We start from the raw sequence: 24,864 nt of genomic DNA, 5'->3' as shown, positions 1-24,864 counted from the left end.
GAGATCGAGCTTGGCGAAGACCGGCTTCAGCAGCGTCTCGATCTCGGGATGTTCCTTGAGCACGGATTCGCGGATGATCGGCGCCGGCTGGTAGACCGGCTGCACGCCCTTGTCGTCCTCGAGCACGACAAGACCGGACGGCGCGATGCCGCCGTCGGTGCCATAGACCATGGCGGCGTTGGCGCCGCTGGTCTGGTTGGCGGCCGCGGCGATGGTCGCCGCCGTATCGCCACCGGAGAGCGTGATCAGCTGCTCCGGCTTCAGCTTGAAGCCGTAGGTGGTCTGGAAAGCCGGCAAGGCTGCCGCCGAATTGACGAACTCCGCGGATGCCGCCAACACCACCTGGCCGCCGCCCGCGACATATTTGCCGAAGTCGGAGAGCGTGGCGAGCTTGTTGGTGTCGGCCACTTCCTTGCGCAATGCGATCGCCCAGGTGTTGTTGGCGGGCGCCGGCGACAGCCAGACGATCTTGTTCGCGTCGTAGTCGAGCTTCTTGGCCGTCTCATAGGCCTTGGCGGCATCCTTCCACGCAGGGTCGTCGGCCTTCTCGAAGAAGAAGGCGGCGTTGCCGGTGTATTCGGGATAGATGTCGATCTCGCCGGCGGTGATCGCCTTGCGCACCACCGGCGTGCCGCCGAGCTGGATGCGGTCGGTCGTCTTGATGTCGTTGGCGTTGAGGACGAGCTGGATGATGTTGCCGAGCACGCCACCCTCGGTGTCGATCTTCGAGGAGACAACCACCTGGGCGCTGGCGGATGCCATGGTGATGCCGAGCGCCAACGCCGCGCTGGCCAGAACCTTGACTGAAAACATCGTGAAAATCCCTTGCTGTGAACCGTAATGCGGCGGCCGCATATGAGCATGGCTTCAACGGCCAGTCGGGGCACACGGTTTCATAACAATGAGCACAGACGCAATATTTTTGTTGGGAAGTTCAATTTCAAGGCGAAGCTGGCGATCTGGCGCCATCTGACGGATAATGCAGTGAGGGTGCGGGTGGCAAACACGGAGTGCGTGTCATGGCCATACACAAAGTCGGTTACCTCATCGGCAGTCTTGCCCGGGGATCCATCAACCGCAAGCTCGCGAAGGCGCTCGTTCAACTGGCTCCTCCGGAACTTGAAATGACGGAAATCCCTTTCAGGGATCTGCCCCTTTACAGCTACGACTACGACGCCGATTTCCCGCAGGTCGCCCAGGATTTCAAAAAGGCGATCGCGTCCGTCCAGGCCGTGCTGTTCGTCACGCCGGAGTACAATCGCTCGATTCCTGGAGGATTGAAGAACGCGATCGACTGGGCCAGCCGCCCCTACGGAAAGAATTCATTCGCACGCAAACCGTCCGCCGTCATCGGAACATCGCCGGGCGCCATCGCAACCGCTGTCGCCCAGCAAAGCCTGCGCAGCGTTCTGAGCTTCTGCAACTCACCCCAGATGAATGCCCCCGAGGCGTATATCCAGTTCACCCCGGGACTGATAACGGACGACGGCGAAGTGACGGTCGAATCCACCGAGGACTTCCTGCGCAACTACATGGCTGAGTTCCACATGTTCATAGCGCGGGTGCTTCAGGTTCTGCCGCCGGACGCATAGCTTTTGGCGTCAAGCCGGGCGCGCGCTCGTCATCTTCAGCGCGCCCAGCGCCACGAAACAGAGCGCGGCAACCGGGAAGATCATCCAGTTCAGCATGGTCCAGCCCCAGGCGTTATAGACCATGCCCGACATCAGCGAAGCGCAGGCGACGGAGCCGAACAGGACAAAGTCGTGGAAGCCCTGCACCTTGCCTTTTTCCGACGTCCGGTAGCTGGCCGCCACCATCGCGGTGGCGCCGATGAAGGAAAAGTTCCAGCCGAGGCCAAGCAGGATGAGCGCCGTCCAGAACTGCCATAATGCCAGGCCGGACAAGGCAACGACAGCACAGCCGATCAGCAGCAGCAGGCCGATGGCGACAATGCGCTCTGCGCCGAAACGATGGATCAGCGAGCCGGTGAAGAAGCTCGGCGCGAACATCGCCATGACGTGCCAGGAGATGCCGAGCGTCGCATCATCCTCCGACAGGCCGCAGCCGACCATGGCCAGCGGTGCGCCGGTCATGACGAAGCTCATCAGCGCATAGCTGCCGACCGCACAGAACAGCGCCGCGACGAAACGGGGCTTGGTTACGATTTCCGCCAACGGTCTTGCGTCGCTGTCGGCGATTTCAACCCTGCCGGGCACCCTCGCCGGCAGTTGCAGGAAGGACAGGATGACGGCGCCGGCCGCGGCAAGCGGCAGTATGGAGGCGAACGCGCCGGCAAACATCACCGGCGCGAACAATTCGCGGGTGAAGATGACGATCTGTGGCCCGAGGATGGCGGTGACGATGCCGCCTGCCAACACGAAGGAAATGGCGCGCGCCTTGAATTCAGGTGGCGCGTTGTCGGCGGCGGCGAAGCGGAACTGCTGCACGAACGCCCCGCCGACACCAATCACCAGCAGCGCGAACGCGAACAGCCAAAAGCTGCCATGGAAAAGTGCCGATGTGGCGATCAGGCCGCCAAGAGCGGTAACCACGGTTCCAGTCATGAAACCGCCGCGCTGGCCCATCCTGCGGATGATGGCCGCGGCCGGCAGCGCGCCAAGCGCGACGCCAAGGTTGAACCCGGTGATCGGCGCCGTCGCCAGCGATTTGTCGGGACCGAGCAAATATTGCCCGGCCAGCGCGCCCATCGAGATGGCGATGGGCGCCGCCGAGCCGATGATCGCCTGCGAGCCAGCGAGGATCAATGCGGTGCGCCGCGCCTCCTTGCCGACCTCGACGGCGATGGCTGTCACGATGCGTCCTTGCCGCGTCCCTCGCCGCGCACCCGGCGTGACACGCGGTCGAGCACGGCGTTGACCAGCTTCGGCTCGTCTTCCTCGTAGAAGGCCTTGGCGATGTCGACATATTCCGAGACGATCACCGCCACCGGCACGTCTTCGCGCTTCATCAACTCATAGACGCCGGCGCGCAGAATGGCGCGCAACGTCGAATCGAGCCTCGACAGCGGCCAGTCCTCGGTCAACGACTGGCGGATGATCGGATCGATGGTCTTCTGGTCCTCGACGACGCCCGTGAGGATAGCGCGGAACCATTGGGCATCCGCCTCGCGGTAGAGCGCGCCATCAACTTCCTTGCCAAGGCGGAACGCCTCATATTCGGCGGTGATCTCGAAGACGCCGCTGCCGGCGACATCCATCTGATAGAGCGCCTGCACCGCGGCAAGACGGGCAGCCCCGCGCTTGTTGGCGTGGCGCACCGCCGGCTGGCCGGGCGAAGCGGGCTCGCTCACGATTGCGCTCCCAGTTTTTCCTTGAGCGCGATCATGGTCAGCGCCGCACGCGCGGCAAAGCCGCCCTTGTCGCCTTCCGAGCGCTGGGCCCGCGTCCACGCCTGCGCGTCGTTCTCGGTGGTCAGGATGCCGTTGCCGATGCAGACCGAATCCTGCACGGACAGGTCCATCAGCGCGCGGCTGGATTCATTGGCGACGATGTCGAAATGATATGTATCACCGCGAACGACGGTGCCGAGCGCGACGAAGCCGTCGTAATTCGTGCCGCCTTCCGCCGCGCCGTCCAGCGCGAAGGTGATGACCGCGGGAATCTCCAGCGAACCTGGAACGGTGACGACGTCGTAGGTCGCGCCCGCTTCATCGAGCGCGTTTGTCGCGCCGTCAAGCAACGCGTCGGCAAGGCCATCGTGGAAGCGCGCTTCGATGATAAGCAAGTGCGCCTTCGCCTTCGGGCGAATGAAGGCTTTGCCGTGTTGGGAGGTACCAGCCATAAAAGTCTCCGGGGGGTTGCCGGTGACTTAGGCCGAAGCCGGATTGATCGCAAGCACAAGATTGTCGGGAGACGCCAAAGGTCCGTTGAACTTATGGGGTTTCCGATGGTTCAAGTGCCGGTAGCTTGACGGTGGCGGCGCACGGTATCCCGCAGACGATCGTTCACCGGTTGCGGATTGATCAGGGCTTCGACGAAGATCCTGCGGTCGTTGCTCGATAGGCTGAGCCACTGGCGGTCCTCGGCATTCGCGCCGGTCTCTTCACGCATCGGCTTTTCCTCCTGCGTAGGACTTACTCTGTCCTTGGTCATCAAAGTCCCTCTTTCGCCGCCTCCGCCAGCCGCGCGGCGTAGCGGGCCATGGTATCGATCTCGAGATTGACGCGGTCGCCGGCCTTGCGCTCCCCCCAGGTGGTCACGGTCAGCGAATGGTGGATCAGCAGCACGTCGAAGCGGGTGCCTTCGACCTTGTTGACGGTGAGCGAGGTGCCGTCGAGCGCGACGGAGCCTTTCGGCGCGATGAATTTCGCCAGATGGCGCGGCGCTTCCAGCGTGAAGCGCACCGCGTCGCCCTCATCCTTGCGTTCAACGATCTCGGCGGTGCCGTCGACATGGCCCGAAACGATATGGCCACCAAGTTCGTCGCCGATCTTCAGCGCCCGTTCGAGATTGACCTTGGTGCCGGATTTCCAGCCAGAGGCGGTGGTCAGCCGCAAGGCTTCCTCCCACGCCTCGACCTCGAACCAGCGCGCGTTCGAGCCGCTGTCGGGCAAAGCCGTGACCGTCAGGCAAACGCCGCCGCAGGAGATCGACGCGCCGATGGCTATGGTCGTGGGGTCATAGGCGGTGTCGATGCGCAAGCCGACGCCTTCGCTCAGCGACTTGATCGCCGCGACGGTGCCGATATCGGTGACAATTCCGGTAAACATCGATGTTGTCTTCCTGTTTGACCATGACCTTGTCCGAAAACCGGGTCCCACTTTTCGGGATCATGGTCTATCCTGTTTGGCCATGATCTTGTCCGAAAACCGGGTCCCACTTTTCGGGATCACGGTCTAGAGGTCTCTAATCCACTCGGCGTAACCGTCTTCGCCGAAGCGCATCTCGCGCAGCTTGCGAAAGCCTGCCGGGATATGGTCAGCGTCGATGGGCGATGCAATGCCGCCCTCGCCTATCGCTTCCGGTCCCTGGAACAGCACGATGCGGTCGACCAGCCCATCGGCCAGGAAGGCGCTCGCCACCCTGGCGCCGCCCTCGACCAGAACGCTTGCCATGCCGAGCGCCGCCAGATCCTCGAGCAGCTCCGGCAGTGCGACGCCGCCTTCATGGGTTTCCGTGCCGATGAAGCGCACGCCGGCGCGCTCGAGGGCCGCCCTGCGCTGCGGATCGGCCTCCAGGCAAGCCGCGACGTAAAGCGGCACGCGATCCACGCCCGAAACCAGTTTCGAAGCCTCCGGCAGCCTGATCTGCCGGTCGAGCACGATGCGCGCCGGCGAACGGTTCTCCAGCCCGGGCAAGCGGACCGTCAGCGCCGGGTCGTCCTCCAGCGCCGTGCCGATGCCGACCAGGATGGCGTCCGCCTCTGCCCGCATCAGATAGACTTCGCGGCGGGCCATGTCGCCTGTGATCGCGACCTGGCCGGCGCCCTCCCTGCCGATCTTGCCGTCACTGGAAAGCGCAAGCTTCAGAATCACTTCCGGACGTTTTCTGAGTGATCGAATGAGATAGCCGGCCATCTGCTCGGCGGCTTGCGCCGCCAGTACCTTTTCGACCACCTCGATGCCGGCAGCTCGCAGAATAGCATAGCCCTTGCCGGAGACGCGCGGATCAGGATCGCTGGCGGCACCGACGACGCGCGCGACGCCGGCATTGACCAGCGCATTGGCGCAAGGCGGCGTGCGGCCGTGATGAGCGCAGGGTTCCAGGGTGACGTAGGCCGTGGCACCACGCGCGAGTTCGCCCGCTTCGGCCAGCGCCTCTGTCTCGGCATGCGGCCGGCCGCCGACTGCCGTCACGCCGGTGCCGACGATCATCGGTCCGGCGCCGTCATCGCGCACGATCAGCGTGCCGACGGAAGGGTTGGTCGAGGTCCTGCCGGCATTCCTGCGCGACAGCCGTAGCGCAGCGGCCATGAAACGGTGATCAAGGGCCGCATGTGCGGCCTCGCCCTGTCGCGGTCCTGCCATGCTCAGCCGGCTTCCTCTTCACTCTTGTCTTCGTCGCCCTTCAGTTCGCCCAGCAACTCGTGGAAATCCTTGGCCTCGCGGAAATTGCGGTAGACTGAGGCGAAACGCACATAGGCGACATCGTCGAGCGACTTCAGCGCCTCCATGACCAGTCGGCCGACCTCGCCCGAGGCCACTTCCGTCTCGCCGGAGCTTTCCAGCTGGCGCACGATGCCGGTCACCGCGCGGTCGATGCGCTCGGGATCGACATTGCGCTTGCGCACCGCGATCTCGACCGAGCGCAGCAGCTTGTCGCGGTCGAACGGCACTTTTCGCCCCGATTTCTTGACCACGACGAGGTCGCGCAGCTGCACGCGCTCGAAGGTGGTGAACCGGCCGCCGCAATCGGGACAGACACGCCGTCTGCGGATCGCCGCGCCGTCCTCTGCGGGGCGCGAATCCTTCACCTGCGTATCTTCGGACTGGCAATAGGGACAGCGCATGGAGAGCCTTGGGTTCGCGAATCTGGTGAGGCGAAAGGCTTAGAGCCTTTCCGGCCGGGATTGAAGCAATTCCGTGTCTTCGACGGCCTGCCGCATCAGAGATAGCGAGGCACGAGGAAGATTGCCAGCGGCGCCTATGCCGATCCGGTCGGCCGGGTCACGGCGCAACGTCCTTGGTCGGGAAGCCGCAGGATACACCAAGGCTGCGATAGGCCTTGGTAAAGCCGTCCATCGGGATGCTGGCGATAGCCTGCTTGCCGAAGGTCACGTCGAGCGAGGTGACCTGGCGCATGGCACGCAGCAGCGCGAGACTGGTCTTGGGCTGATTGTCGACGGTCCAGGTCGGACGGCCGTTGACCGCGTCGTTGGAATAGACAGTCGTCGAAACCTTGACGCCGGGATCGCCGAAAATCGCCGCGATCTTCTTGCCGGTCTGCAGGCTCCTGTTGTCGATGGTGATCATGACGGCCGGATAGGCATCCGGCGGCAGCGCATCGCCGTTCGAGATCGACAAGGTCAGCGTGCCCGAATTGCCACCCGCATCGTAGAACGCCGTCGAAGCCGCGCAGGTCTTGCGCGCATCCTGGCCGGTGTCGAGCGTATCGACCATGGTTGTCCATAGACCGAACGTGCTGGTGGCAGGCATGTCGGGGGCGGGCTGCGTCTGCGCCAAGGCGGACCCGCAAGCGGCCAGCCAGCCCAGAGCGCCGAGTGAGGCAAGACGAAAATCGCGCATCATCAATTCTCCAGTTCCATGCGCCACCCGACCAGGGGTGACGCGCTGCCGGCGGATAAAAGATGACGCTTCGCGTCTGGTCAATCGAGATAAGGGTCTTGTCAATCGAGATAAGGGGCTGGTCAATCGAGATAAGGGGCTGGTCAATCGAGATAAGAATGGTCAATCGAGATAAGAATGGTCAACCGAGATAAGGATAGAGCGGAAAACGATCGGTCAACGACACCACCTTGGCCTTGACGGCCGCCTCGACCGCGGCATTGCCCTCGTCGGAATTGGCGACCTTGAGCCCGTCCAGCACCTCGGCGATCAGCTTGCCGATCTCGCGGAATTCGGCCTGGCCGAAGCCACGCGTCGTGCCGGCGGGCGTGCCGAGCCGCACGCCCGAGGTGACGAAAGGCTTTTCCGGATCGAAGGGGATGCCGTTCTTGTTGCAGGTGATGTTGGCGCGGCCAAGGGCTGCCTCGGCGCGCTTGCCGGTGGCGTTCTTGGGGCGCAGGTCGACCAGCATCAGATGGTTGTCGGTGCCGCCGGACACGATGTCGAGGCCCGTCTCCTGAAGGCTGGAGGCCAGAGCCTTGGCGTTGGCGGCGACGCTCTCGGCATAGATCTTGAAGCTCGGCTTCAGGGCTTCCCCGAAGGCGACCGCCTTGGCGGCGATGACATGCATCAGCGGTCCGCCCTGCAGTCCGGGGAACACCGCCGAGTTCATCTTCTTGGCGATGTCCTCGTCATTGCACAGGATCATGCCGCCGCGCGGGCCGCGCAGCGACTTGTGCGTGGTGGTCGTTACCACATGCGCGTGCGGCAGCGGCGAGGGATGCACGCCGCCGGCGACGAGACCCGCAATATGCGCCATGTCGACCATCAGATAGGCGCCGACTGCATCGGCGATCTCGCGGAAGCGCTTCCAGTCCCAGATGCGCGAATAGGCGGTGCCGCCGGCCAGGATCAGCTTCGGCTTGGTCTCGTGCGCGGTCTTTTCGATCGCGTCCATGTCGAGCAGATGGTCTTCCTTGCGCACGCCATAGGACACGACCTTGAACCATTTGCCGCTCATGTTGACCGGCGAGCCGTGCGTGAGATGGCCGCCGGAATTGAGGTCGAGGCCCATGAAGGTGTCGCCGGGCTGCAGCAACGCCAGGAACACCGCCTGGTTCATCTGGCTGCCGGAATTGGGCTGGACGTTGGCGAAGTTGCAGCCGAACAGCTTTTTCGCCCGCTCGATGGCCAGTTCCTCGGCCACGTCGACGAACTGGCAGCCGCCATAGTAGCGCTTGCCCGGATAGCCCTCGGCGTATTTGTTGGTCATGATCGAGCCCTGCGCCTCGAGCACCGCGCGGGAAACGATGTTCTCCGAGGCAATCAGTTCGATCTCGTGGCGCTGGCGACCGAGTTCGCTGCGGATGGCGCCGAAAATCTCCGGATCTGCATCGGCAAGCGTGGTCTCGAAGAAAGATTCGAATTTGTTCGACGCTGCCGCTGCAGTTGCCATGGCCTGAAAATCCTCTGGTTCGGGGCAATTTGTTTCTGCATATCGTTGCCCCGAAATCGCTGCGCAGTTCCGGGCGACACGCATTGCCGCGCCATTAACACAGTTGTTTTGGCCTCGCCACGTTTGCAGCGCGAAATTTGCTGGCCGTTTTGCGGCAGGGACTGCAAATCCACGGCGTCAGGCTTCCGCAATTCCTATTTCCGCGTCTGTCTGCCGTTCAAAAGGGCTTCCATGAGGGTGATCTCGGTGAACAACGCCCGCGCCGTGTGGTCGTTGATCTCTCCACGGCGCAGCATGGCGCGCAGGGCGTCGCGCTCGGCGGCTATGCCGGCAAGCCTGAGGTCGATCTCCAGCCTGCCAGCCTCCCGCACTTCGGCGCGCGCCTCGTCGGCCTCGTCGGCCGCCGCGATGCGCCGCCGATAGGCGGCGACAATGCCGTTGGCGGCGGCGAGCCTGATGCCGGGCACGTCGCCCTCCTCCTCGTCCATCTGCGTGATGCTCTCGAGGCGGGCGATTGCCGCCTTCGCCGCGCCGACGCGCGCCAAGCGCTCCTCGGCGGCGCCGGCATCTTCGCCCGGCTCGACCAGCCCNGAATGGCGAGCCGTCCTGCAAGGCCAGCGGCAGCGACAGGATGCCGGCCAGCGTGATGGCGCCGCGCACGCCCGCCACCGATCCGGCCAACCGCACGCGCAAGCCGAATGGCTCGGCCTCGCGCTTGCCGAGCCGCGCCGCGATCCCCGCCGTGATGTCGCCGATCCAGATCCAGACGAAGCGAAGCGCGATCAGGCACAGCGTCAGCGCCAGAACGGTCAGCACCGGCTGGACGACGGGGTAGTGGCCGGTGAGTTCCGCCGGCACGTTGCGGATGATTTCGGGAAGCTGCAGGCCGAGCACAATGAACAGCGCGCCGTTGAAGACGAAGGAAAACGTCGTCCACAACGAGATGGTCTGCATGCGCGCCGAGACGCCAAGGAAGCGGAATATGCCCGTGCTCCCGGTCAAAAGGCCCGCGGTGACCGCGGCCAGGATACCCGAAGCCCCGAAATGCTCGGCCGCGAGATAGGCGACGAAGGGCAGCAGGATGGTGATCAGCACCTGTGCCTCGGCCGGCACGCCGCCAATGCGGTTCAAGAGTTGCAGCATCTTGGCGGCGACGAACAGGGCCGCTACCCCGGCCAGGATGCCGACCGCCACGGCATAGAGGAAACTGAGCGAGGCGGCGGCGAAGGAGAAACTGCCAGTCAATGCCGCCGCGACGGCGAAGCGGAACATCACCAGGCCCGACGCGTCGTTGAGCAGCGACTCGCCCTCCAGGATGTGCATCAGCCGCGCCGGCACCACGTTCCTGTCGACGATCGAGGAGACAGCCACCGCATCCGTTGGCGACAACACCGCGGCGAGTGCGAAGGCCACGACCAGCGGAATGCTCGGCACCAGCCAGTGCAAGGCATAGCCGAAGCCGACAATGGTGAAGAAGACGAGGCCGATGGCGAGATCGAGTATCGGCCGGCGCAAGGCGATGAGTTCGCGCTTGGGCGCGCCAAAGGCGTCGCTGAACAGCAGTGGCGGAATGAACACCAGCAGGAACAGTTCCGGATCGATCTCGACATGGATGCCGCGCACCGGCCAGGCAAGTGCTGCGCCTATGGCGATCTGCAGCACCGGCAGCGGTACCCGCACCAGGCGCACCAGCGCGCCGGAAACGGCGACGAAGACGAGCACGATAAGGATGAAGATGGCGGTTTGCATGGCGCGATTCCGGCTGTCGGGGGACCGTGCGCAATCGCCGGCGCCGCGTCCAGCCAGGCCGCGCCGGCACCGAGATGACCAAAGGCCAGCCCCGAGCTCGGCGCCGTCAATCGTGCGGAAGCTTTGGCACCGCTGGCCAATCAGCGGCTGCGCCGCAAACAGAAAAGCCGCCTCGAAAGGCGGCTTTTCGTCAAAATTATCAGGCGCTTAGAGCGAAGACGTGATCTGCAGCTCGCTGTTGCCGTCGAGCGCATAGACGTCGTCGCGGAACTGGACGACGCCGGGGCCGGTCGACCAGGCCGACAGATAGAGGAAGTGCACCGGGACCGGGTTGGTGACCTGGATCGGCGTGTTCTGGCCCGTCTTGATCGCCGCCTCGAAATGCTGGCGGTCCCAGCCGGGTGTGTCGCGCAGGATCCAGGTGACGAGGTCGCGCACGTTCTGGACGCGCACGCAGCCCGACGAATCGAAACGCATCATCTTGCCGAACAGGCTCTGCTGCGGCGTATCGTGCATATAGACGCCATCCGGGCTCGGGAAATTGATCTTCACCGACGCCATGGCGTTTTCCGAACCGGGATCCTGGCGGAAACGGTACTTGGCGGCATCGTCGGTCGACCAGTCGACGTTCATCGGATCGACTTCGCTGCCATCCGGCGCGAACAGGCGGATATGGCTGTTCTTCAGATAGTCGGGATCCTTCCGCATCAGGGGAATGATGTCCTTGCGCACGATCGAGACCGGCGCGTTCCAGTACGGGTTGACGATGATCTCGTTGATCTTGGAATTGACGATCGGCGTCTGGCGATCGATCTTGCCGACGATTGCCGTGTGGCGGAGCACGACGCGGTCGTTCTCGACCGCTTCGATCTGCGCCGCCGGAATGTCCACCAGCACATAGCGGCTGCCGAGCGTGCCGGCCTTCTCCTTCAGCCGCTGCAGATTGGTCTGCAACTGACCGAGCCGGATTTGCGCCGAAACATTCATCGCCGCATAAGTGTATTTGCCCATCGAGCCGTCTGCCGGAAGACCGTGGCGCAACTGGAAGCGCTTGACCGCGGAGTCAACATAGGAATCGAAGGCCGTCGAAATGCCGGCGCTCTGCGACAGGTCGCCCGCAATCATCAGGCGCTTGCGCAGCGGCACGACGTCCGGGTCATCGACACCGAGTTCCAGTTTCTTAGTGGCGGGAACGTCTGTCCAACCGCCCTGGCTGACAATGTTCTGGTATTGCGCTACCGCCTGTTCCGTGAATGCAACGGTCTGCAGGCTGAAGATCGGCAGCGTCGAGGCGACCTTGCCGCCTTCGCTGGCGCGGGCGTCGAACTGGTCATCCCAATTGCCGCGAGCCGAGGATTTCAGGATATCCCCGATCACATCCTGCGCACTCGCGCGGCCGGCCACCATGGCGGCGGCGAGCGCGGAGGCTCCAGAAAGGAAAAAACGGCGGCTGGTTCTCATGGACGTTCCCGACATTCTTGCTGTGTTCGATCTCGCTCGGTTTGCTCTTAACGGGCGATTGAGCCCGCAGTCTAGGGTTGGCAATGTTAAGAATTAGCCAACCATGACCTGCATCGCGCAGGCGTCAAAGGCGCTGTCGCGATGCGGGTTCAAGTGAGCGCAAGCGCTGGCCGGCAGCATCACCCGCATCCTCGCTTCCACCGCGATTATGGCGGCAACGTGGCCTTGGCCCGCAATATGCTTCGGGCGACACCGCGAAAAGAAAGAACCGGTGCTTTTCGGCACCGGTGACAATCCAGATATCCCGATCCGCAGATATCCAGTCCGAAGCCAACCTCGTCCTCGACCATCACCGTCGTGCGAGAAGCCTCAGCCTTTTGGGTCCGGACGTGCTTTTGGATCCAGACCTGGCTTTGGCGTCAGACCTGGCTGCGCCTTCAGTTCCGAGCAGCGCTGCAACACTTCGTTTTGAGGATAACGCAGGACTTTGTTGTCCAGTTTGAGCAGCAATTCCCGCCTCTTTTCAGCGCCCTGCTCATCGTCCGTACAGGTCATGTCCAGAATGACGGCATCCAGGCGATTGATCTTCTGAACCTTGTCCAGCCTGCAGCCGACCTCCCACATGTCCACGGACTTGTCGGTAATTGTCACGATCGAGTCATTGTTGTCGCACGGACTGCTGCCCTCGGTGGCGAAGGAATCTTTCCACCAGTCCTCGGCGAAAGCCATTTGCGACACCATCGCAAGCACCGCGGCGACAGAACAGATCCTGAAACGCCCCTCTCGTCCCATCATGCCTCNATTTGCGACACCATCGCAAGCACCGCGGCGACAGAACAGATCCTGAAACGCCCCTCTCGTCCCATCATGCCTCCCTCGTGTGGTGACACTAGGCATTGTGGAGGCGAATGCAAAGCCTGGGCCGGGACGGCCGTCCGCCATAAGAAAATGGACCGGTGCTTTCGGCACCGGCCCTGACTGAAGGTCGCTCTTGCGGCCGCGCTTCTTTGGCGCGGGCCAGATCCGATGCGGCGGATGCCTTACATCCGGTAAGCGATGGTGTCGTTCCAGAAGCGGTCGAGCCGCTGCAGGGCGCGGTTCATCTGCTTGAACTCGTCGGTGTTGATGCCGCCGACCTGCTCGATCGAGCCGACATGGCGCTCATAGAGACCGGCGACCACATCGGCCACTTCGTTGCCCTTCGGCGTCAGCGAGACGCGGACCGAACGGCGATCGATGCGCGAACGCTGGTGGTTGATGAAGCCGAGATCGACCAGCTTCTTCAGATTGTAAGACACGTTCGAGCCGAGATAGTAGCCACGCGAGCGCAGTTCGCCGGCGGTCAGTTCGGAATTGCCGATGTTGAACAGCAGCAGCGCCTGGATGGCATTGATGTCGGAACGGCCGTTGCGGTCGAATTCGTCCTTGATGACATCAAGCAGGCGGCGGTGCAGCCGCTCAACAAGCTGCAGCGATTCCATGTACAGGGAGCGGATAGCCTCGCGGCGATCGTCGGATACGTTGGCGGTCTTCGCCGCCGGACGCGAATTGATCATTGTCTTTGCCTCTCGTTTGTCGCCCTGGTGATTTTTTGTTTTTCACCTTGATCGCGACACTATCGAATACTCATAAAATTCGACTTAAACGCTAGGGCTAACAAGAGCTTACCGGTAATAGGTTTCGGAAGAGGCTTAACGAACGGTCACCCGAGTAAGGATAATTAACCTAAAGGCTTAGGCGCCTCTCACGGGGCCGGTTCGGGGCGGTCACGAAGTCATCAATGCCCTCAACGGCTTAGTGCCGTACGGGGCGTTTCTGCAGCCAGATGACGACGCGAAAGACGATATAGAGCAGCGCCACCGCCGCATGCGAGACGACAATCAGCAATCGATGGCCGAAAAGCTCGGGGAAGCCGGCATACATGACGGTCTCGGTGACCGCGCAAATGAACCAGATCACCGGCCCCCAGGAGGCCAGCATCCACAGCCCCGCCGCGGCAAAGGGGAAGAACACGGCGAGCATCACCGCCGCCACCTGCCAATGCACCGGCATGAGATCGAAACGCCACAGCGAACCTGGATAGAAGCCGATCAGCTTGACCCAGTACAGAATGCCGAACAGCAGGCAGTAGCCGGCGATGACGCGCTGGAACCAGGCGAAGATGACCTCGACCGTCGAGGGCTGAAGCACCACGCGTCTCGAAGTCACCTCGCTCATGCCAGGAGTTCCCGTTCACCGAGGGGGGCGAAATAGGCCTCGACATCGGCCTCGCTGACCGCGTCGAGACTTGCCGGCCGCCATTGCGGCTTTGACCCCTTGTCGATGATGGCGGCGCGGATGCCTTCATAGAAATCGTGTCCGGCTAGCATGCGGTTGAGAATGCGGAATTCCATCTTCATGCAATCGTCCATCGACAATGTCAGCCCGGCGTTGATCTGCCGCCAGGCGACACGAAGGCTGGTCGGCGAGCGCATGCGGATCGTCGCCAGCGTTTTTGCCGCGAATTCGTCCGTGCCCGCCGCGCGTTCCAGGCTGTCTACGACATCTTGCAGCGATGGTTGGGCGAAATGACGCGATATCGCTTCCAGGATCGGCCTGTCGGTCTCCCGCTTTGCCTGGACGAAGAAACCGCGCAGCACCGATTCCGGATCGCCGGTCAGTACCAGCCGATCGAGGAAGCTCGCCTGGTCCTCGGCCTTGATGGTGTGAGTGGCCAGCCCCGACCACAGCGCGTCACCATAGCGGATGCGGTTGCCGGTCAGCGCCAGATACATGCCGAACGAGCCGCCAAGATCGGGCAGCAGATGGCTGGCGCCGACATCGGGGAAAAACCCGATGCCGACCTCCGGCATGGCGAACTGGGCATTCTCGGTCATCACCCGATGCGAGCCGTGGAACGAAATGCCGACGCCGCCGCCCATGACGATGCCGTCGATGAGCGCCACGTAGGGTTTCATAAAGCGCGCTATGTAGGCGTTGAGCCGGTACTCGTCGGCGAAGAATGCCACCGGCGGCTCTCCGGCCCGGCCGGCTTCGTAGATATCCAGGATGTCGCCTCCGGCCGAAAACGCCCTGCCCTCGGCCTTGAGGACCACGACGTCGACACCGTCGTCGCGCTCCCAGGAACGCAGGGCCTTGCCCAGCGCCTCGACCATGCGATGGGTGACGGCATTGAGCGCCTGCGGCCGCGTCAACGTGACGACACCAGCCCTGCCCAACCGTTCGAAGCGAATTTCGTCGCCTCCACCAAAATCCATCGCCTGAGAATCCCTCCCCCGCGCCTGCGGGACTGAAGTGCTAAGCGGCGACCGGGCGAACGTCAATTGTCGTGTGCCGGGACAAGAAGCATGATCGGTTGGAATTGCTACCACACGAACGGGATCAACGCCTTCGTGCGACGCGCATAGTCTGGGAATTCGTCGGGAAATTGCCGTGCCAGAAGCCTGTCTTCGGCACCGACACGCCATAGGAAGATCACGCCCAGCAAGATCAGCAGAAAGACGAAACCACCGCCCACCACGATCGCCGAACCGATGCATGCGACGAGGCCGCCTGTGTACATGGGGTGGCGGACATAGCGATAAGGGCCTGACGTCACCAGTTCATGGCCCTGCTTGGCGGAGACGATCTGGCTCCAATTGCTGCCGAGGGTTTGCCGCGCCCAGACCAGGAAGGCCATCCCGGCAACGGCCACGATGACACCGATGCTGCTCAAGACGGCGTTCACGGGTGCGAAGTTGACGAACCGGAACATCGGCACACGCGGAAGCAGGAAAGCGAGGATCATGGCGAACATCAGCCCCAGTCGCTGCGCGATGTGCTCCTCGGTATCCCGTTTCACACCGAACGCCGAAACGGTCAGGTAGACGATCAGCACGAGCCAGGCGGCATAGATGGACCAGACGAAAACCATGGCTTGCTCCTTCCGTCGCCATGCGGACCTAGCGTGCCGCAAGGACGCGTCAACGCCACACGGCCGGTACCGCCTCTTGGCTCGCGTCCGTGGTCGATGTTAGAAATCGACCGGCAAATGCTGGACGGCGGACGTTGTTCATGGCTCGATTTTTACGCCTTGCGCTGGTGGCAATCGGGCTGATCGGTCGATGCCTGGCCGCCCATCCTGTGCTGGCAACCACGCTGGACGAGATCTACCAGTCGCAGACCATCGTCACCGGCCAAGGCGAGGAGAACCGCCAGACAGGCTTCAGGGATTGCCTGGACAGGGTCCTGGTCAGGGTTTCGGGCGATCAGCGGTTGCTCGACAAACCAGAGATAGCGGATCTGCGCGACAAAGCCGGCAGTTTCGTCGATGCTTTCCGCTACCATGACCGGTTGGAGGGCATTCCGATCCATGACGAGCAAGGCACGCATGACCGGCCGCATGATCTGACCTGCTTCTACAAGCCTGAGGTGATCGACAAGGTGCTGGCGTCGCTGGGCAGCAGGCCCTGGCTGGGCGACCGGCCGACGCTCGCGGTCTTTCTCGTTGCCGAACAGGGTGCCCGACATTTCGTCCTAAGCGCCGAGGAGCAGCGTGGCGAAACGATGCGCGAATCCTTCGTCAATGCTACCGGTCCAATGCTGATCCATGTCGCATTTCCGAAGGCTGCGCAGCTTGCCGGCCTGGGCGAAAAAGCGCTGCGCGCCGCCGACATGGCGAGGCTGGATCGGCAAGCCAAACACGTAGGTGGCGCGCAAGCGCTCGCCGGCAGCATCGTATGGAGCGACAAGGAGCTCGGCTGGATCGCCGATTGGCGGCTAGCCGACCGCGGCAAGACCTATCGCTGGCAGGCGCGTGGCGTCAGCTTCGACGAGGCGTTTCGTGTGGCCATCAGAGGCGCGGTGCAGATTCTTTCGGGTAATGGGCAGCCTTGACTGGATAGGCAGGAGGGATAGCGCGCCCCTCTGGCCTGCTGGGCATCTCTCCACAAGGGGGGAAATTGGCAGCTTCGACCGCTGGCACAAACGTGTCGCATTGGTCAGCACCGAGGGCTCGTGGTAAAAGCCGCTGATCTGGAGTTTTGGCAATGAACAGATTCTCCCCGACAAAGCCAGCCGGCGCGCGCAGCGTCGACGACGTCACCGGCAGCCGCCGCCTGCGCCGCATGCGCAAGGCCGATTGGTCGCGCCGGCTCGTGCAGGAGAACCGGCTCACAGTCGATGATTTGATCTGGCCGATCTTCGTCGTCGAGGGGAAAAATGTGCGCGAGCCGATTGCGGCCATGCCGGGCGTCTTCCGCCTGTCGGTCGATCTGGCTGTCAGGGAGGCGGAACGCGCCGCCAAGCTCGGCATTCCGGCGCTCGCCACCTTCCCCAATGTCGATCTGGCCTTACGCGACCAGACCGGCTCGCACATCCTAGACCCCGACAATGTCATCAACCGCGCGACCCGCGCCATAAAGGACGCGGTGCCCGAGATCGGCATCATCACCGACGCCGCGCTCGACCCGTTCACCAGCCACGGCCATGACGGCATCCTGCGCGACGGCATCATCATCAACGACGAGACGGTCGAACAGGTCGCGGCGGCGGCCGTCATCCAGGCGGCGGCCGGCGCCGACATCATCGCTCCGTCCGACATGATGGACGGCCGTATCGGCGCCATCCGCGACGCGCTCGACGCCAACGGCTTTCAGGACGTGGCGATCATGTCCTACGCGACCAAATTCGCCTCGGCCTTCTACGGCCCCTATCGCGAGGCGGTCGGCACCGCCGGGCTGCTCAAGGGCGACAAGAAGACCTACTATATCGATCATGCCAACTCGGACGAAGCCGTACGCGAGGCCGAGCAGGACATCGCCGAGGGTGCCGACATGCTGATGGTCAAGCCCGGCCTGCCCTATCTCGACATCATCCGCAGGCTGAAGGACGAATTCCAGATGCCGACCTTCGCCTACCAGGTGTCGGGCGAATATTCGATGATCAAGGCGGCGGGCGCCAATGGCTGGATCGACGGCGAGAAAGCGATGCTGGAGAGCTTGCTTGCCTTCAAGCGCGCCGGCTGCGACGGCATCCTGACCTATTTCGCACCTGAAGTGGCGACGATGCTGAAGGGGTAGGTTCTCGCCCTCCCCCGGCCAGTCAGCGACGTGGTCGTCCATGAACGGCATCCGCGACTTCCATAGGGAACTTACAGGCAAGGCCTTCCCGCTACATGTCGGAGAGGTCCGGGTACGTGTTTCTTCGCCGCAGAAAATACCACTTGCAATTCGCAATCGGTTTGCTACAAGGCAACCACTTGCAAAATACAACTGGTTATCGAGGAGGTTTTCATGTCCAAGCTGCGTGTCAACGCTTTCACCCTATCGCTCGACGGCTATGGCGCCGGTCCCGACCAGGATCTGCAAAATCCGCTCGGCATTGGTGGGGAATCCCTGCACAAGTGGTTTGTCGACACCCGCACCTTCCGCAAGATGGTGCTCGGGCAAGACGGCGGCACCACTGACGCCGACGAGGCGTTTGCGGCACGCAGCTTCGAGAATGTCGGCGCGTGGATCCTCGGGCGAAACATGTTCGGGCCGATCCGCGGTGAGTGGCCCGACGACACCTGGAAGGGCTGGTGGGGCGACAACCCGCCCTACCATGTGCCGATCTTCGTGCTGACACACTTCAAGCGAGCGCCGATCACGATGGAGGGCGGCACCACTTTCCACTTCGTCACCGACGGCATCCATTCGGCGCTCGATCAGGCAAGGTCGGCGGCCGGCGGCAAGGACGTGCGGGTCGGCGGCGGTGTCTCGACCGTCCGGCAATATCTCCAGGAAAAACTTATCGACACCATGCACCTAGCGATCTCACCGGTGCTGCTGGGAACAGGCGAGAACCTCTTCGCGGGCCTGGATATGGTGAAGCTTGGCTATCGATGCACGGAGCAGGTGGCGACAGCGCTTGCCACGCATGTGATCATCGATCGAGCGTAGGTGGGGAGCGTAATCTCCCCCCACGTGGGGGAGACCGCAGCCTCATCCGCCTCAATACTTCTCCGGCACGTAGAGTTCGCGCGGCAGAACCTGGCGCTCGTATTCCGGATTGAAGACGCGCTCCGGCAGCGTGATCTCCTCGTGCGGCACCTCTTCATACGGCAGTTGCTTCAGCAGATGATCGATGCAGTTCAGCCGCGCGCGCTTCTTGTCGTTGCCTTCGACGATGAACCAGGGCGCCTCGGGAATGTTGGTGCGGGCGAAGGTTTCTTCCTTGGCCTTGGTGTACTGTTCCCAGCGCACGCGCGACTGCAGGTCCATCGGTGACAGCTTCCACTGCTTCATCGGATCGTGGATGCGCATCAGGAAGCGCATCTGCTGCTCTTCGTCGGTGATCGAGAACCAGTATTTGACCACCGTGATGCCCGAGCGCACCAGCATGCGCTCGAACTCCGGCACGTCGTGGAAGAACTCCTCGACCTGCTCCGGTCCGGCAAAACCCATCACCCGTTCGACGCCGGAACGGTTGTACCAGGAGCGGTCGAACAGCACGATCTCGCCACCGGCCGGCAGATGCGGGACGTAGCGCTGGAAATACCATTGCGATTTCTCGCGCTCGGTCGGTGCCGGCAGTGCCACGACGCGGCAGATGCGCGGATTGAGCCGCTGGGTGATGCGCTTGATGACGCCGCCCTTGCCGGCGGAGTCGCGGCCCTCGAAAATCACCACCAGCTTCTTCCTGTGATAGGCGACCCACGACTGCAGCTTGATCAGCTCCGACTGCAAGGTGATCAGGTCGCGGAAATATTGCATGCGGTCGATCGATGGCGGATGTGAGTTCTTGTAGATCTTGGCGATCTCCATCGACAGCGCCGGTTCCGACATTTCGAGCTCATAGTCTTCGTCGAGCGTGTCGGCGAGCTCGGCTTCGAGCCAGTCTTTTGCAGGGGAATTCTGTCTCAGCTCGGTCATATCAGTTGCTCCGCGTGCAAGCCTGTCGGTTTATGTCCCGGCGCCCCAACCCGGCTGGCCCGCGGCCTGGAACGGAACACCTTAGCCGAATTCAATATAGGCCGGCAGTGACGGTTTTATTGCAGCCCGAGCACGATCGCCGGCGCTGCAAATCCCTCGAGATATGATCGATCGTCGTCCTTGCATGGCGACAAACCGGCCGAATTGTCCTACAAATCCCCGGTCGCATTCCGGGCTGCCCTTTCGCGCCGCCCCAATTCAACTCAGCCCCAGTTCAACACGGCCCAATTCAATACGGCCCCAATTCAACACAATCGCGAGGACTGACATGGAATACCGCACTCTCGGCCGTTCCGGCCTGAAGGTTTCGACACTGACCATGGGCACCATGACCTTCGGCGGCGCCGGCCCGTTCGCCGCTGTCGGCAACAGCGATCTCGCCGAAGCCAAACGGATGATCGACATGTGCATCGATGCCGGCATCAATCTTCTCGACACCGCCAATGTCTATTCCAACGGCATCTCGGAAGAGATCATTGGCGAAGCACTCGGCGGCAAGCGCAAGAACGACGTGCTGATCGCCTCCAAGGCGAGGATGCGGATCGGCAAGGGACCCAACGACGAAGGCCTGTCGCGCTATCACCTGATCCGCGAATGCGAGAGGAGCTTGAAGCGGCTCAAGACCGATGTCATCGATATCTATTTCCTGCACGAATGGGACGGTCTGACGCCTCTCGAGGAAACCATCGCCGCGCTCGACACGTTGGTCGGCCAGGGCAAGATCCGCTATGTCGGCTGCTCCAACTACTCCGGCTGGCAGGTGATGAAGGGTCTTGCCGTCAGCGACAGCCATCACCAGCCGCGTTTTGTCACCCAGCAAATCCACTACTCGCTGGAGGCGCGCGAGGCAGAGTATGAATTGCTGCCGATCTCGGTCGACCAGGGGCTCGGCGTGCTGGTGTGGAGCCCGCTCGCCGGCGGCTTGCTGTCCGGCAAATACCGCCGCGACAGCCCCACCGCCCGACAGCTCGCCGGCTGGTCCGAGCCGCCGATCCGGGACGAAGACCGGCTTTGGCGGATCGTCGACGTGCTGGTCGAAATCGGCAAGGCCCGGGGTGTTTCCGCGGCGCAGGTGGCCCTTGCCTGGCTGCTCGGCCGCCCCGCCGTCTCCTCCCTGGTGATCGGTGCCCGCAACGATGCCCAGCTCAAGGATAATCTCGCAGCCGCAGCCCTGGAACTCAGTGCCGACGAACGCCAGCGCCTCGACGCGGTCAGCCGGCCGCCTTTGCTCTACCCCTACTGGCACCAGCAACTGACGGCAAAGGATCGCTTCGGCCCCGCCGACACGGTTCTCGACCGCAGCGCCATCTGACGGACATCAGGATCTAACCCCCGATGAACCGCCAGAGTTCGGGATAGGGTTCGAGCTGGCCGCTGAGCACGAAATATTTGTAGAGCACGAGCAGGGAGATCGCCTGCTCGTCTCGCTGGTTGGAGAACTTGCGGCAATGCGCATTGGCCGCGAGGACGATGCGCTCCGCCGCGGCCGGGTGCCGTTCGAAATAGCTTACTTTTTCGGCCAGATCGGCGAAATCCGGATCGAGCGGCACATAGTGGACATTGGCCTCGAGCTGGCTCTCCCTGAACCACGTCTCGTAGGTCGGCGGCGGCATCAGGCAGAGCGAGTTCGAATTCATGATCCACTTCAGATTGGTCGCCACGTCATTGCCCTCCAGCGAGACGATGTAGCGATAGCGCAGGTGCTGGGCGATGCTGAGAAAGGGCTTGCTGTACTTTGCCGGCGCGTTCGGCTTGTGCGAGCCCGCATCGCAGAACGGCAAGTCGCGCACGGCATCCAGAAACCTTGTCCTGAGCGGATTGTTGAGATCGCCACGCCAGACCACGGCCGGCAATTTGTCGGCGAAGGCAACCGTGTCGACAGGCATGTAGAAGTGGCGGAACTTGTTGAACTTCATGAGCACCGCATTGTCGTTGTCGGCCCGGATCGGGCGATCCTTGACGAATGACGGCACCTTGGGCACCTCGATGACGTCGCCAAACTCCAGGTCGAGGCGCAGTCCGGCATCGAAGTAACGGGCAAATTCCTTCAGGTCGTAGTAATACATGCTGCGTGCCGACGGCAGGCTGTCGATACGGACGGCATCGGGGCTGGGCGAGAACGTGTCGTGCAGTTTGTTGTAGTCGTTCAATCGTTGGCGGACGGCCTCATCGGAGAGCCTGGCCTGATCGAGGCGACCTGCCAGCCGTCGTCGGAAGATTGCCTGTGGTGCGACATCGCGTATGACATTCCGCGCATAGTAGAAAACCTTTTGGGTCGTTCGCTGTATGGTGGCCATCGTTCTCTGATCAAAACAAGCGCCAGCAAACGCACGACAGCCGGAATAGTTCCTCGCCGCGCTCCAGCTTGGTCGTGTCCGAGATTTCGCAAAATGGGCGGCGCCTCCAAATGGTAACGGCGCGCTTGGCCACAGGGGTCGGCTATTTCGCCGGCAACTATCCCGTTATGTAGCGCCAGACATCGGCATCCGGCTTGATCTGGCCGCTGAGCACGAAATATTTGTAGAGCACCAGCAGGGAGATCGCCTGTTCGGTCTGCTCATTGTCGAACGTCCGGCAATAGGCGTTCGCGGCCGCGACGATGCGTTCGGCCTTCGCCGGGTGCCGCTCGAAAAAGGCCACATGTTCAGCAAGGTCGGAGAAGTCCGCTGCGAGCGGCACATAGTGGACATCGGCTTCGAGCTGCCGCTCCGCGAACCATGTCTCGTATGTCGGAGGCGGCATCAAGCAGAGTGACTTCGAGTTCAATATCCATTTGAGATTAGTCGCCACGTCGTTGCCTTCGAGCGAAACGATGTAGCGATAGCGCTGGTGCTGGCTGATGGTGAGAAAGGGCTTGGCATACTCCGCCGGCGCGTTGGGCTTGTGCGAGCCGGCGTCGCAGAACGGCAGGTCGCGCGCTGCTTCCAGAAACCGTGTCCTGATCGGATTGTTGAGATCGCCACGCCAGACCACGGCCGGCAGCTTGTCGGCGAACGGGATCGTATCGGCCGGCATCTGGAAATGGCGAAACTTGTCGAGCTTCATGATGACCGCGTTGCTGTCGTCGTCACGGATCGGCCGATCCTTGACGATCGAAGGCACCTTCGGCACCTTCATGACGTCTCCGAACTCGACGTCGATCAGCAAGCCGGGATCGAAGTAGCGGGCAAACTCCTTCAGGTCGTAATAATACATGGTCGGAGTGAAGGGCAGCTCGCTGATGCGCACGGCCTTTGCGCTTGGCGTGAAACCATCCTGCAGCTTGTTATAGTAATTCAGCCGCCGGCGCGCCGGCTCGCCGGAAAGCTTGGCCGTTTCGAGACGAGCGGCCAGCCTGCGTCGAAACAGGGCTTGGGGAATGATGTCGCGCGCGACGTTTCGCGCATAATAGAACACCCTCGCCGCCGTCCGCGCAATTGTGGCCATGGTTCACTTGATCAAAACAAACAGGCAGCTCTCAATTCGTTGGCGCCCCGACGCTTCCTACACCATTGTGCTGCACATCTGGCAAGCCCTCCCAACCGCGGAAGCGAACGCCGCGGTACTTTTGCCTCGGCTGTTGTGTTTGGCGGCTAATGCTCCTAGGCAAGGTTTGAGCCGCAAGGCAGGTCAAAAAGGAGCCGATATGGCGCGAGCACCAAACTACGATCAGGAACGCAAGGAACGCGACCGGCAGAAAGCAGCCAAGAAGGCCGAAAAGCAGGCCGCCAAGGTCGCCGCGCGGGAACGGTCCAAGCCGGAGACCGAGACCGACACCGAAACAGAGGAATGACGGCAAGAGGCCCGCGAATGCGGGCCTCGTCGCAATCCAATGGCTCGTCTCAATCTCGACTGGCCCGTCTCAATCCGACTGGATTGCGTCAAGCGGGCGCCTTGTCGCTGACGAAAACGTCGACTTCACGCGCCGCCGCGATGAAGGCACGCCTGGCATTCATGGCCGGCTTGTCGCCGGCCAGCGCGTCATGACAGGCCTGCAGCGCTGCGCGGTGCTTGGGGCTGCGCTTGCCGGGCCAGCTGTTGAGGAGGTAATCGGAAGCCTCCCGGGCCGAACGCAAGAGCTGAGTGCTTCCCGCCGTGGCGGACTTGACTGTCACGGGTGTTTCAAATCGGTTGTTTTCCATCGCCGCTCTTACGCCATCGGCATCCATGAAGCGAGGCCGAAAGTGCGCTTTGTGTCGGGACGCCGCTGTTTCGCAGCGATTGCCCCCGCCTTGTGCAGGCCGCGCTAAGCAGCGACCACGGCAAAACCCCTGGCGCGAAGCCCACGTCTATCGTTGGCGAGCGACGTCACCAGCCGGTCACGGCTGCCAACGATGTGGGCTGAAAGCCGGCGGGCCGCTTCATCGGCATCGCCAAGGCGTGCTGCCGCCAGGATGGCGCGATGCTCGGCCCAGGCACGGCCAAGGGCGGCCTCGTCGCGAACCTCCAGCCAGCGGGCGCGCGACAGCCGCGTCATGGCATCGCGAACGGCGCGGAACAGGAATTCATTGCCCGACAGGCGCGCCAGCTCGATGTGAAAATCCATGCCGACGCGATGCCACTCCTCGCGCGGCGTGCTTTCGTCGCAGGAATCGAGCATCGCCTCGATGACATCGATGGCATTCCCGTCGACGTGCGTGCATGTCAGCCGCAGAGCCGCGACCTCGACCGCTTCGCGATAGACCGCGATCTGCTCGAGCTCGGCAAGGTTGATGGGCGACACCGTCCAGCCGCGCCCGTCCCTGCCGACCAGCCCCTCGGTCTCCAGCCGCAGAAGCGCTGCCCTGACCGGCGTGCGCGAGGCGCCGAAGCGACCTTCGATCCAACGCTCCGTCAGCCGCTCCCCCGGCCCAACCTCAAGCCCAAGGATCATCTCGCGCAACCGCCGTTCGACATTCTGCATCTGCGACATCGCGCTCGCCTTTCCGAAGCCGCATTGACAGCAGCGGGGTTGAAGTTCATGACGTATCCGCATTGGTATCCCAAAACGGTATCCGCAACAAGCGCTGGTATCGAGCAGGCAG

At 62.7% G+C, this 24,864-nt stretch carries 28 protein-coding genes; 6 read left to right on the top strand and 22 right to left on the bottom strand.

Annotated elements, in window-relative coordinates:
• Window positions 1-813: ABC transporter substrate-binding protein (locus X741_RS139875; protein WP_023780336.1), on the bottom strand; the 813-nt coding region annotated here is incomplete at its 3' end.
• A gap of 206 nt (window positions 814-1,019) precedes the next feature.
• On the opposite strand from X741_RS139875, the gene X741_RS139880 reads away from it, so the two are divergent.
• Entirely contained in the window at window positions 1,020-1,592 is a 573-nt protein-coding gene (locus X741_RS139880; protein ID WP_013895987.1) for an NADPH-dependent FMN reductase, read from the top strand.
• Between the two features lie 9 nt (window positions 1,593-1,601).
• On the opposite strand, the gene X741_RS139885 is transcribed toward X741_RS139880, so the two are convergent.
• From X741_RS139885 to X741_RS1000000167705, 16 genes are all read right to left on the bottom strand, one after another.
• A complete protein-coding gene (locus tag X741_RS139885) occupies window positions 1,602-2,813 on the bottom strand; it encodes an MFS transporter (protein WP_023780334.1) in 1,212 nt (403 codons plus the stop codon).
• Window positions 2,810-3,310 (bottom strand): transcription antitermination factor NusB, encoded by a 501-nt coding sequence (nusB, locus tag X741_RS139890; protein ID WP_013895989.1) that lies wholly within the window; start codon window positions 3,308-3,310, stop codon window positions 2,810-2,812. Before nusB ends, X741_RS139885 begins: the two co-directional genes overlap by 4 nt.
• Window positions 3,307-3,801, bottom strand: a complete 495-nt coding sequence (gene ribH / locus X741_RS139895) for a 6,7-dimethyl-8-ribityllumazine synthase (RefSeq protein ID WP_023780333.1) — start codon at window positions 3,799-3,801, stop codon at window positions 3,307-3,309. The genes nusB and ribH overlap by 4 nt, the downstream gene beginning before the upstream one ends.
• 110 nt (window positions 3,802-3,911) lie before the next feature.
• A complete protein-coding gene (locus tag X741_RS1000000169160; RefSeq protein ID WP_023780332.1) occupies window positions 3,912-4,112 on the bottom strand; it encodes a DUF1778 domain-containing protein in 201 nt (66 codons plus the stop codon).
• A complete protein-coding gene (locus X741_RS139900; protein WP_023780331.1) occupies window positions 4,112-4,729 on the bottom strand; it encodes a riboflavin synthase in 618 nt (205 codons plus the stop codon). Before X741_RS139900 ends, X741_RS1000000169160 begins: the two co-directional genes overlap by 1 nt.
• A 126-nt stretch (window positions 4,730-4,855) precedes the next feature.
• Window positions 4,856-5,986 (bottom strand): bifunctional diaminohydroxyphosphoribosylaminopyrimidine deaminase/5-amino-6-(5-phosphoribosylamino)uracil reductase RibD, encoded by a 1,131-nt coding sequence (gene ribD, locus X741_RS139905; protein ID WP_031250589.1) that lies wholly within the window; start codon window positions 5,984-5,986, stop codon window positions 4,856-4,858.
• A gap of 2 nt (window positions 5,987-5,988) precedes the next feature.
• On the bottom strand, window positions 5,989-6,468 hold the full coding sequence (nrdR, locus tag X741_RS139910; protein ID WP_013895995.1) for a transcriptional regulator NrdR: 480 nt from the start codon (window positions 6,466-6,468) through the stop codon (window positions 5,989-5,991).
• A 157-nt stretch (window positions 6,469-6,625) separates the two neighbouring features.
• Window positions 6,626-7,204, bottom strand: coding sequence for a hypothetical protein (locus X741_RS139915; protein WP_023780329.1), 579 nt, complete (start codon window positions 7,202-7,204; stop codon window positions 6,626-6,628).
• Window positions 7,205-7,385: 181 nt separating this feature from the next.
• Complete coding sequence (gene glyA, locus X741_RS139920) at window positions 7,386-8,699, bottom strand: serine hydroxymethyltransferase (protein WP_023780328.1); 1,314 nt, start codon at window positions 8,697-8,699, stop codon at window positions 7,386-7,388.
• A gap of 177 nt (window positions 8,700-8,876) precedes the next feature.
• Window positions 8,877-10,448 (bottom strand): Na+/H+ antiporter, encoded by a 1,572-nt coding sequence (locus X741_RS03555; RefSeq protein ID WP_023780327.1) that lies wholly within the window; start codon window positions 10,446-10,448, stop codon window positions 8,877-8,879.
• Window positions 10,449-10,655: 207 nt separating this feature from the next.
• Window positions 10,656-11,909 carry a murein L,D-transpeptidase gene (locus X741_RS139925; protein ID WP_031250588.1) on the bottom strand — a complete coding sequence of 418 codons (1,254 nt, stop codon included), beginning with the start codon at window positions 11,907-11,909 and terminating at the stop codon, window positions 10,656-10,658.
• 369 nt (window positions 11,910-12,278) lie between these two features.
• Window positions 12,279-12,638 (bottom strand): hypothetical protein, encoded by a 360-nt coding sequence (locus tag X741_RS0135985; RefSeq protein ID WP_245272795.1) that lies wholly within the window; start codon window positions 12,636-12,638, stop codon window positions 12,279-12,281.
• Between the two features lie 311 nt (window positions 12,639-12,949).
• A complete protein-coding gene (locus X741_RS139930; protein ID WP_013896002.1) occupies window positions 12,950-13,465 on the bottom strand; it encodes a winged helix DNA-binding protein in 516 nt (171 codons plus the stop codon).
• A gap of 238 nt (window positions 13,466-13,703) precedes the next feature.
• Window positions 13,704-14,126, bottom strand: a complete 423-nt coding sequence (locus tag X741_RS139935; protein ID WP_013896003.1) for a DUF6163 family protein — start codon at window positions 14,124-14,126, stop codon at window positions 13,704-13,706.
• A complete protein-coding gene (locus X741_RS139940) occupies window positions 14,123-15,166 on the bottom strand; it encodes an enoyl-CoA hydratase/isomerase family protein (protein ID WP_023780325.1) in 1,044 nt (347 codons plus the stop codon). Before X741_RS139940 ends, X741_RS139935 begins: the two co-directional genes overlap by 4 nt.
• 107 nt (window positions 15,167-15,273) lie before the next feature.
• Window positions 15,274-15,822, bottom strand: coding sequence for an isoprenylcysteine carboxylmethyltransferase family protein (locus tag X741_RS1000000167705; RefSeq protein ID WP_023780324.1), 549 nt, complete (start codon window positions 15,820-15,822; stop codon window positions 15,274-15,276).
• Window positions 15,823-15,962: 140 nt separating this feature from the next.
• Between X741_RS1000000167705 and X741_RS139945 the strand changes: the two genes are divergently transcribed.
• The 3 genes from X741_RS139945 (at window position 15,963) to X741_RS139955 (ending at window position 18,829) form a co-directional block, all read left to right on the top strand.
• Window positions 15,963-16,784 carry a DUF2066 domain-containing protein gene (locus X741_RS139945; protein ID WP_031250584.1) on the top strand — a complete coding sequence of 274 codons (822 nt, stop codon included), beginning with the start codon at window positions 15,963-15,965 and terminating at the stop codon, window positions 16,782-16,784.
• Between the two features lie 152 nt (window positions 16,785-16,936).
• Window positions 16,937-17,968 carry a porphobilinogen synthase gene (gene hemB, locus X741_RS139950; RefSeq protein WP_023780322.1) on the top strand — a complete coding sequence of 344 codons (1,032 nt, stop codon included), beginning with the start codon at window positions 16,937-16,939 and terminating at the stop codon, window positions 17,966-17,968.
• Between the two features lie 213 nt (window positions 17,969-18,181).
• Window positions 18,182-18,829 carry a dihydrofolate reductase family protein gene (locus X741_RS139955; protein ID WP_023780321.1) on the top strand — a complete coding sequence of 216 codons (648 nt, stop codon included), beginning with the start codon at window positions 18,182-18,184 and terminating at the stop codon, window positions 18,827-18,829.
• Between the two features lie 51 nt (window positions 18,830-18,880).
• Here the strand turns inward: X741_RS139955 and ppk2 are convergent, their stop codons facing one another.
• Window positions 18,881-19,801 (bottom strand): polyphosphate kinase 2, encoded by a 921-nt coding sequence (gene ppk2, locus X741_RS139960; protein ID WP_013896009.1) that lies wholly within the window; start codon window positions 19,799-19,801, stop codon window positions 18,881-18,883.
• Window positions 19,802-20,129: 328 nt separating this feature from the next.
• On the opposite strand from ppk2, the gene X741_RS139965 reads away from it, so the two are divergent.
• Entirely contained in the window at window positions 20,130-21,173 is a 1,044-nt protein-coding gene (locus X741_RS139965; protein ID WP_023780320.1) for an aldo/keto reductase, read from the top strand.
• A 13-nt stretch (window positions 21,174-21,186) separates the two neighbouring features.
• Here the strand turns inward: X741_RS139965 and X741_RS139970 are convergent, their stop codons facing one another.
• Both X741_RS139970 and X741_RS139975 read right to left on the bottom strand, forming a co-directional pair.
• Complete coding sequence (locus tag X741_RS139970; RefSeq protein WP_023780319.1) at window positions 21,187-22,158, bottom strand: glycosyl transferase family 90; 972 nt, start codon at window positions 22,156-22,158, stop codon at window positions 21,187-21,189.
• Between the two features lie 157 nt (window positions 22,159-22,315).
• A complete protein-coding gene (locus X741_RS139975; protein ID WP_023780318.1) occupies window positions 22,316-23,287 on the bottom strand; it encodes a glycosyl transferase family 90 in 972 nt (323 codons plus the stop codon).
• A gap of 199 nt (window positions 23,288-23,486) precedes the next feature.
• On the opposite strand from X741_RS139975, the gene X741_RS1000000169155 reads away from it, so the two are divergent.
• Window positions 23,487-23,633, top strand: coding sequence for a hypothetical protein (locus tag X741_RS1000000169155; RefSeq protein WP_023780317.1), 147 nt, complete (start codon window positions 23,487-23,489; stop codon window positions 23,631-23,633).
• 88 nt (window positions 23,634-23,721) lie between these two features.
• Here the strand turns inward: X741_RS1000000169155 and X741_RS139980 are convergent, their stop codons facing one another.
• Together X741_RS139980 and X741_RS139985 are read right to left on the bottom strand one after the other, a co-directional pair.
• Window positions 23,722-23,982 (bottom strand): DUF982 domain-containing protein, encoded by a 261-nt coding sequence (locus X741_RS139980; RefSeq protein WP_031250582.1) that lies wholly within the window; start codon window positions 23,980-23,982, stop codon window positions 23,722-23,724.
• Between the two features lie 104 nt (window positions 23,983-24,086).
• Window positions 24,087-24,752, bottom strand: coding sequence for a GntR family transcriptional regulator (locus X741_RS139985; RefSeq protein WP_023780315.1), 666 nt, complete (start codon window positions 24,750-24,752; stop codon window positions 24,087-24,089).
• Window positions 24,753-24,864 lie beyond the last annotated feature (112 nt).

The organism is Mesorhizobium sp. LNHC221B00 (assembly GCF_000502935.1).
In the GTDB taxonomy this organism is placed as follows: Bacteria; Pseudomonadota; Alphaproteobacteria; order Rhizobiales; family Rhizobiaceae; genus Mesorhizobium; species Mesorhizobium opportunistum.
The sequence above is the reverse complement of the archived record's forward strand: the minus strand, read 5'-3'. Positions and strand labels throughout refer to the sequence as shown.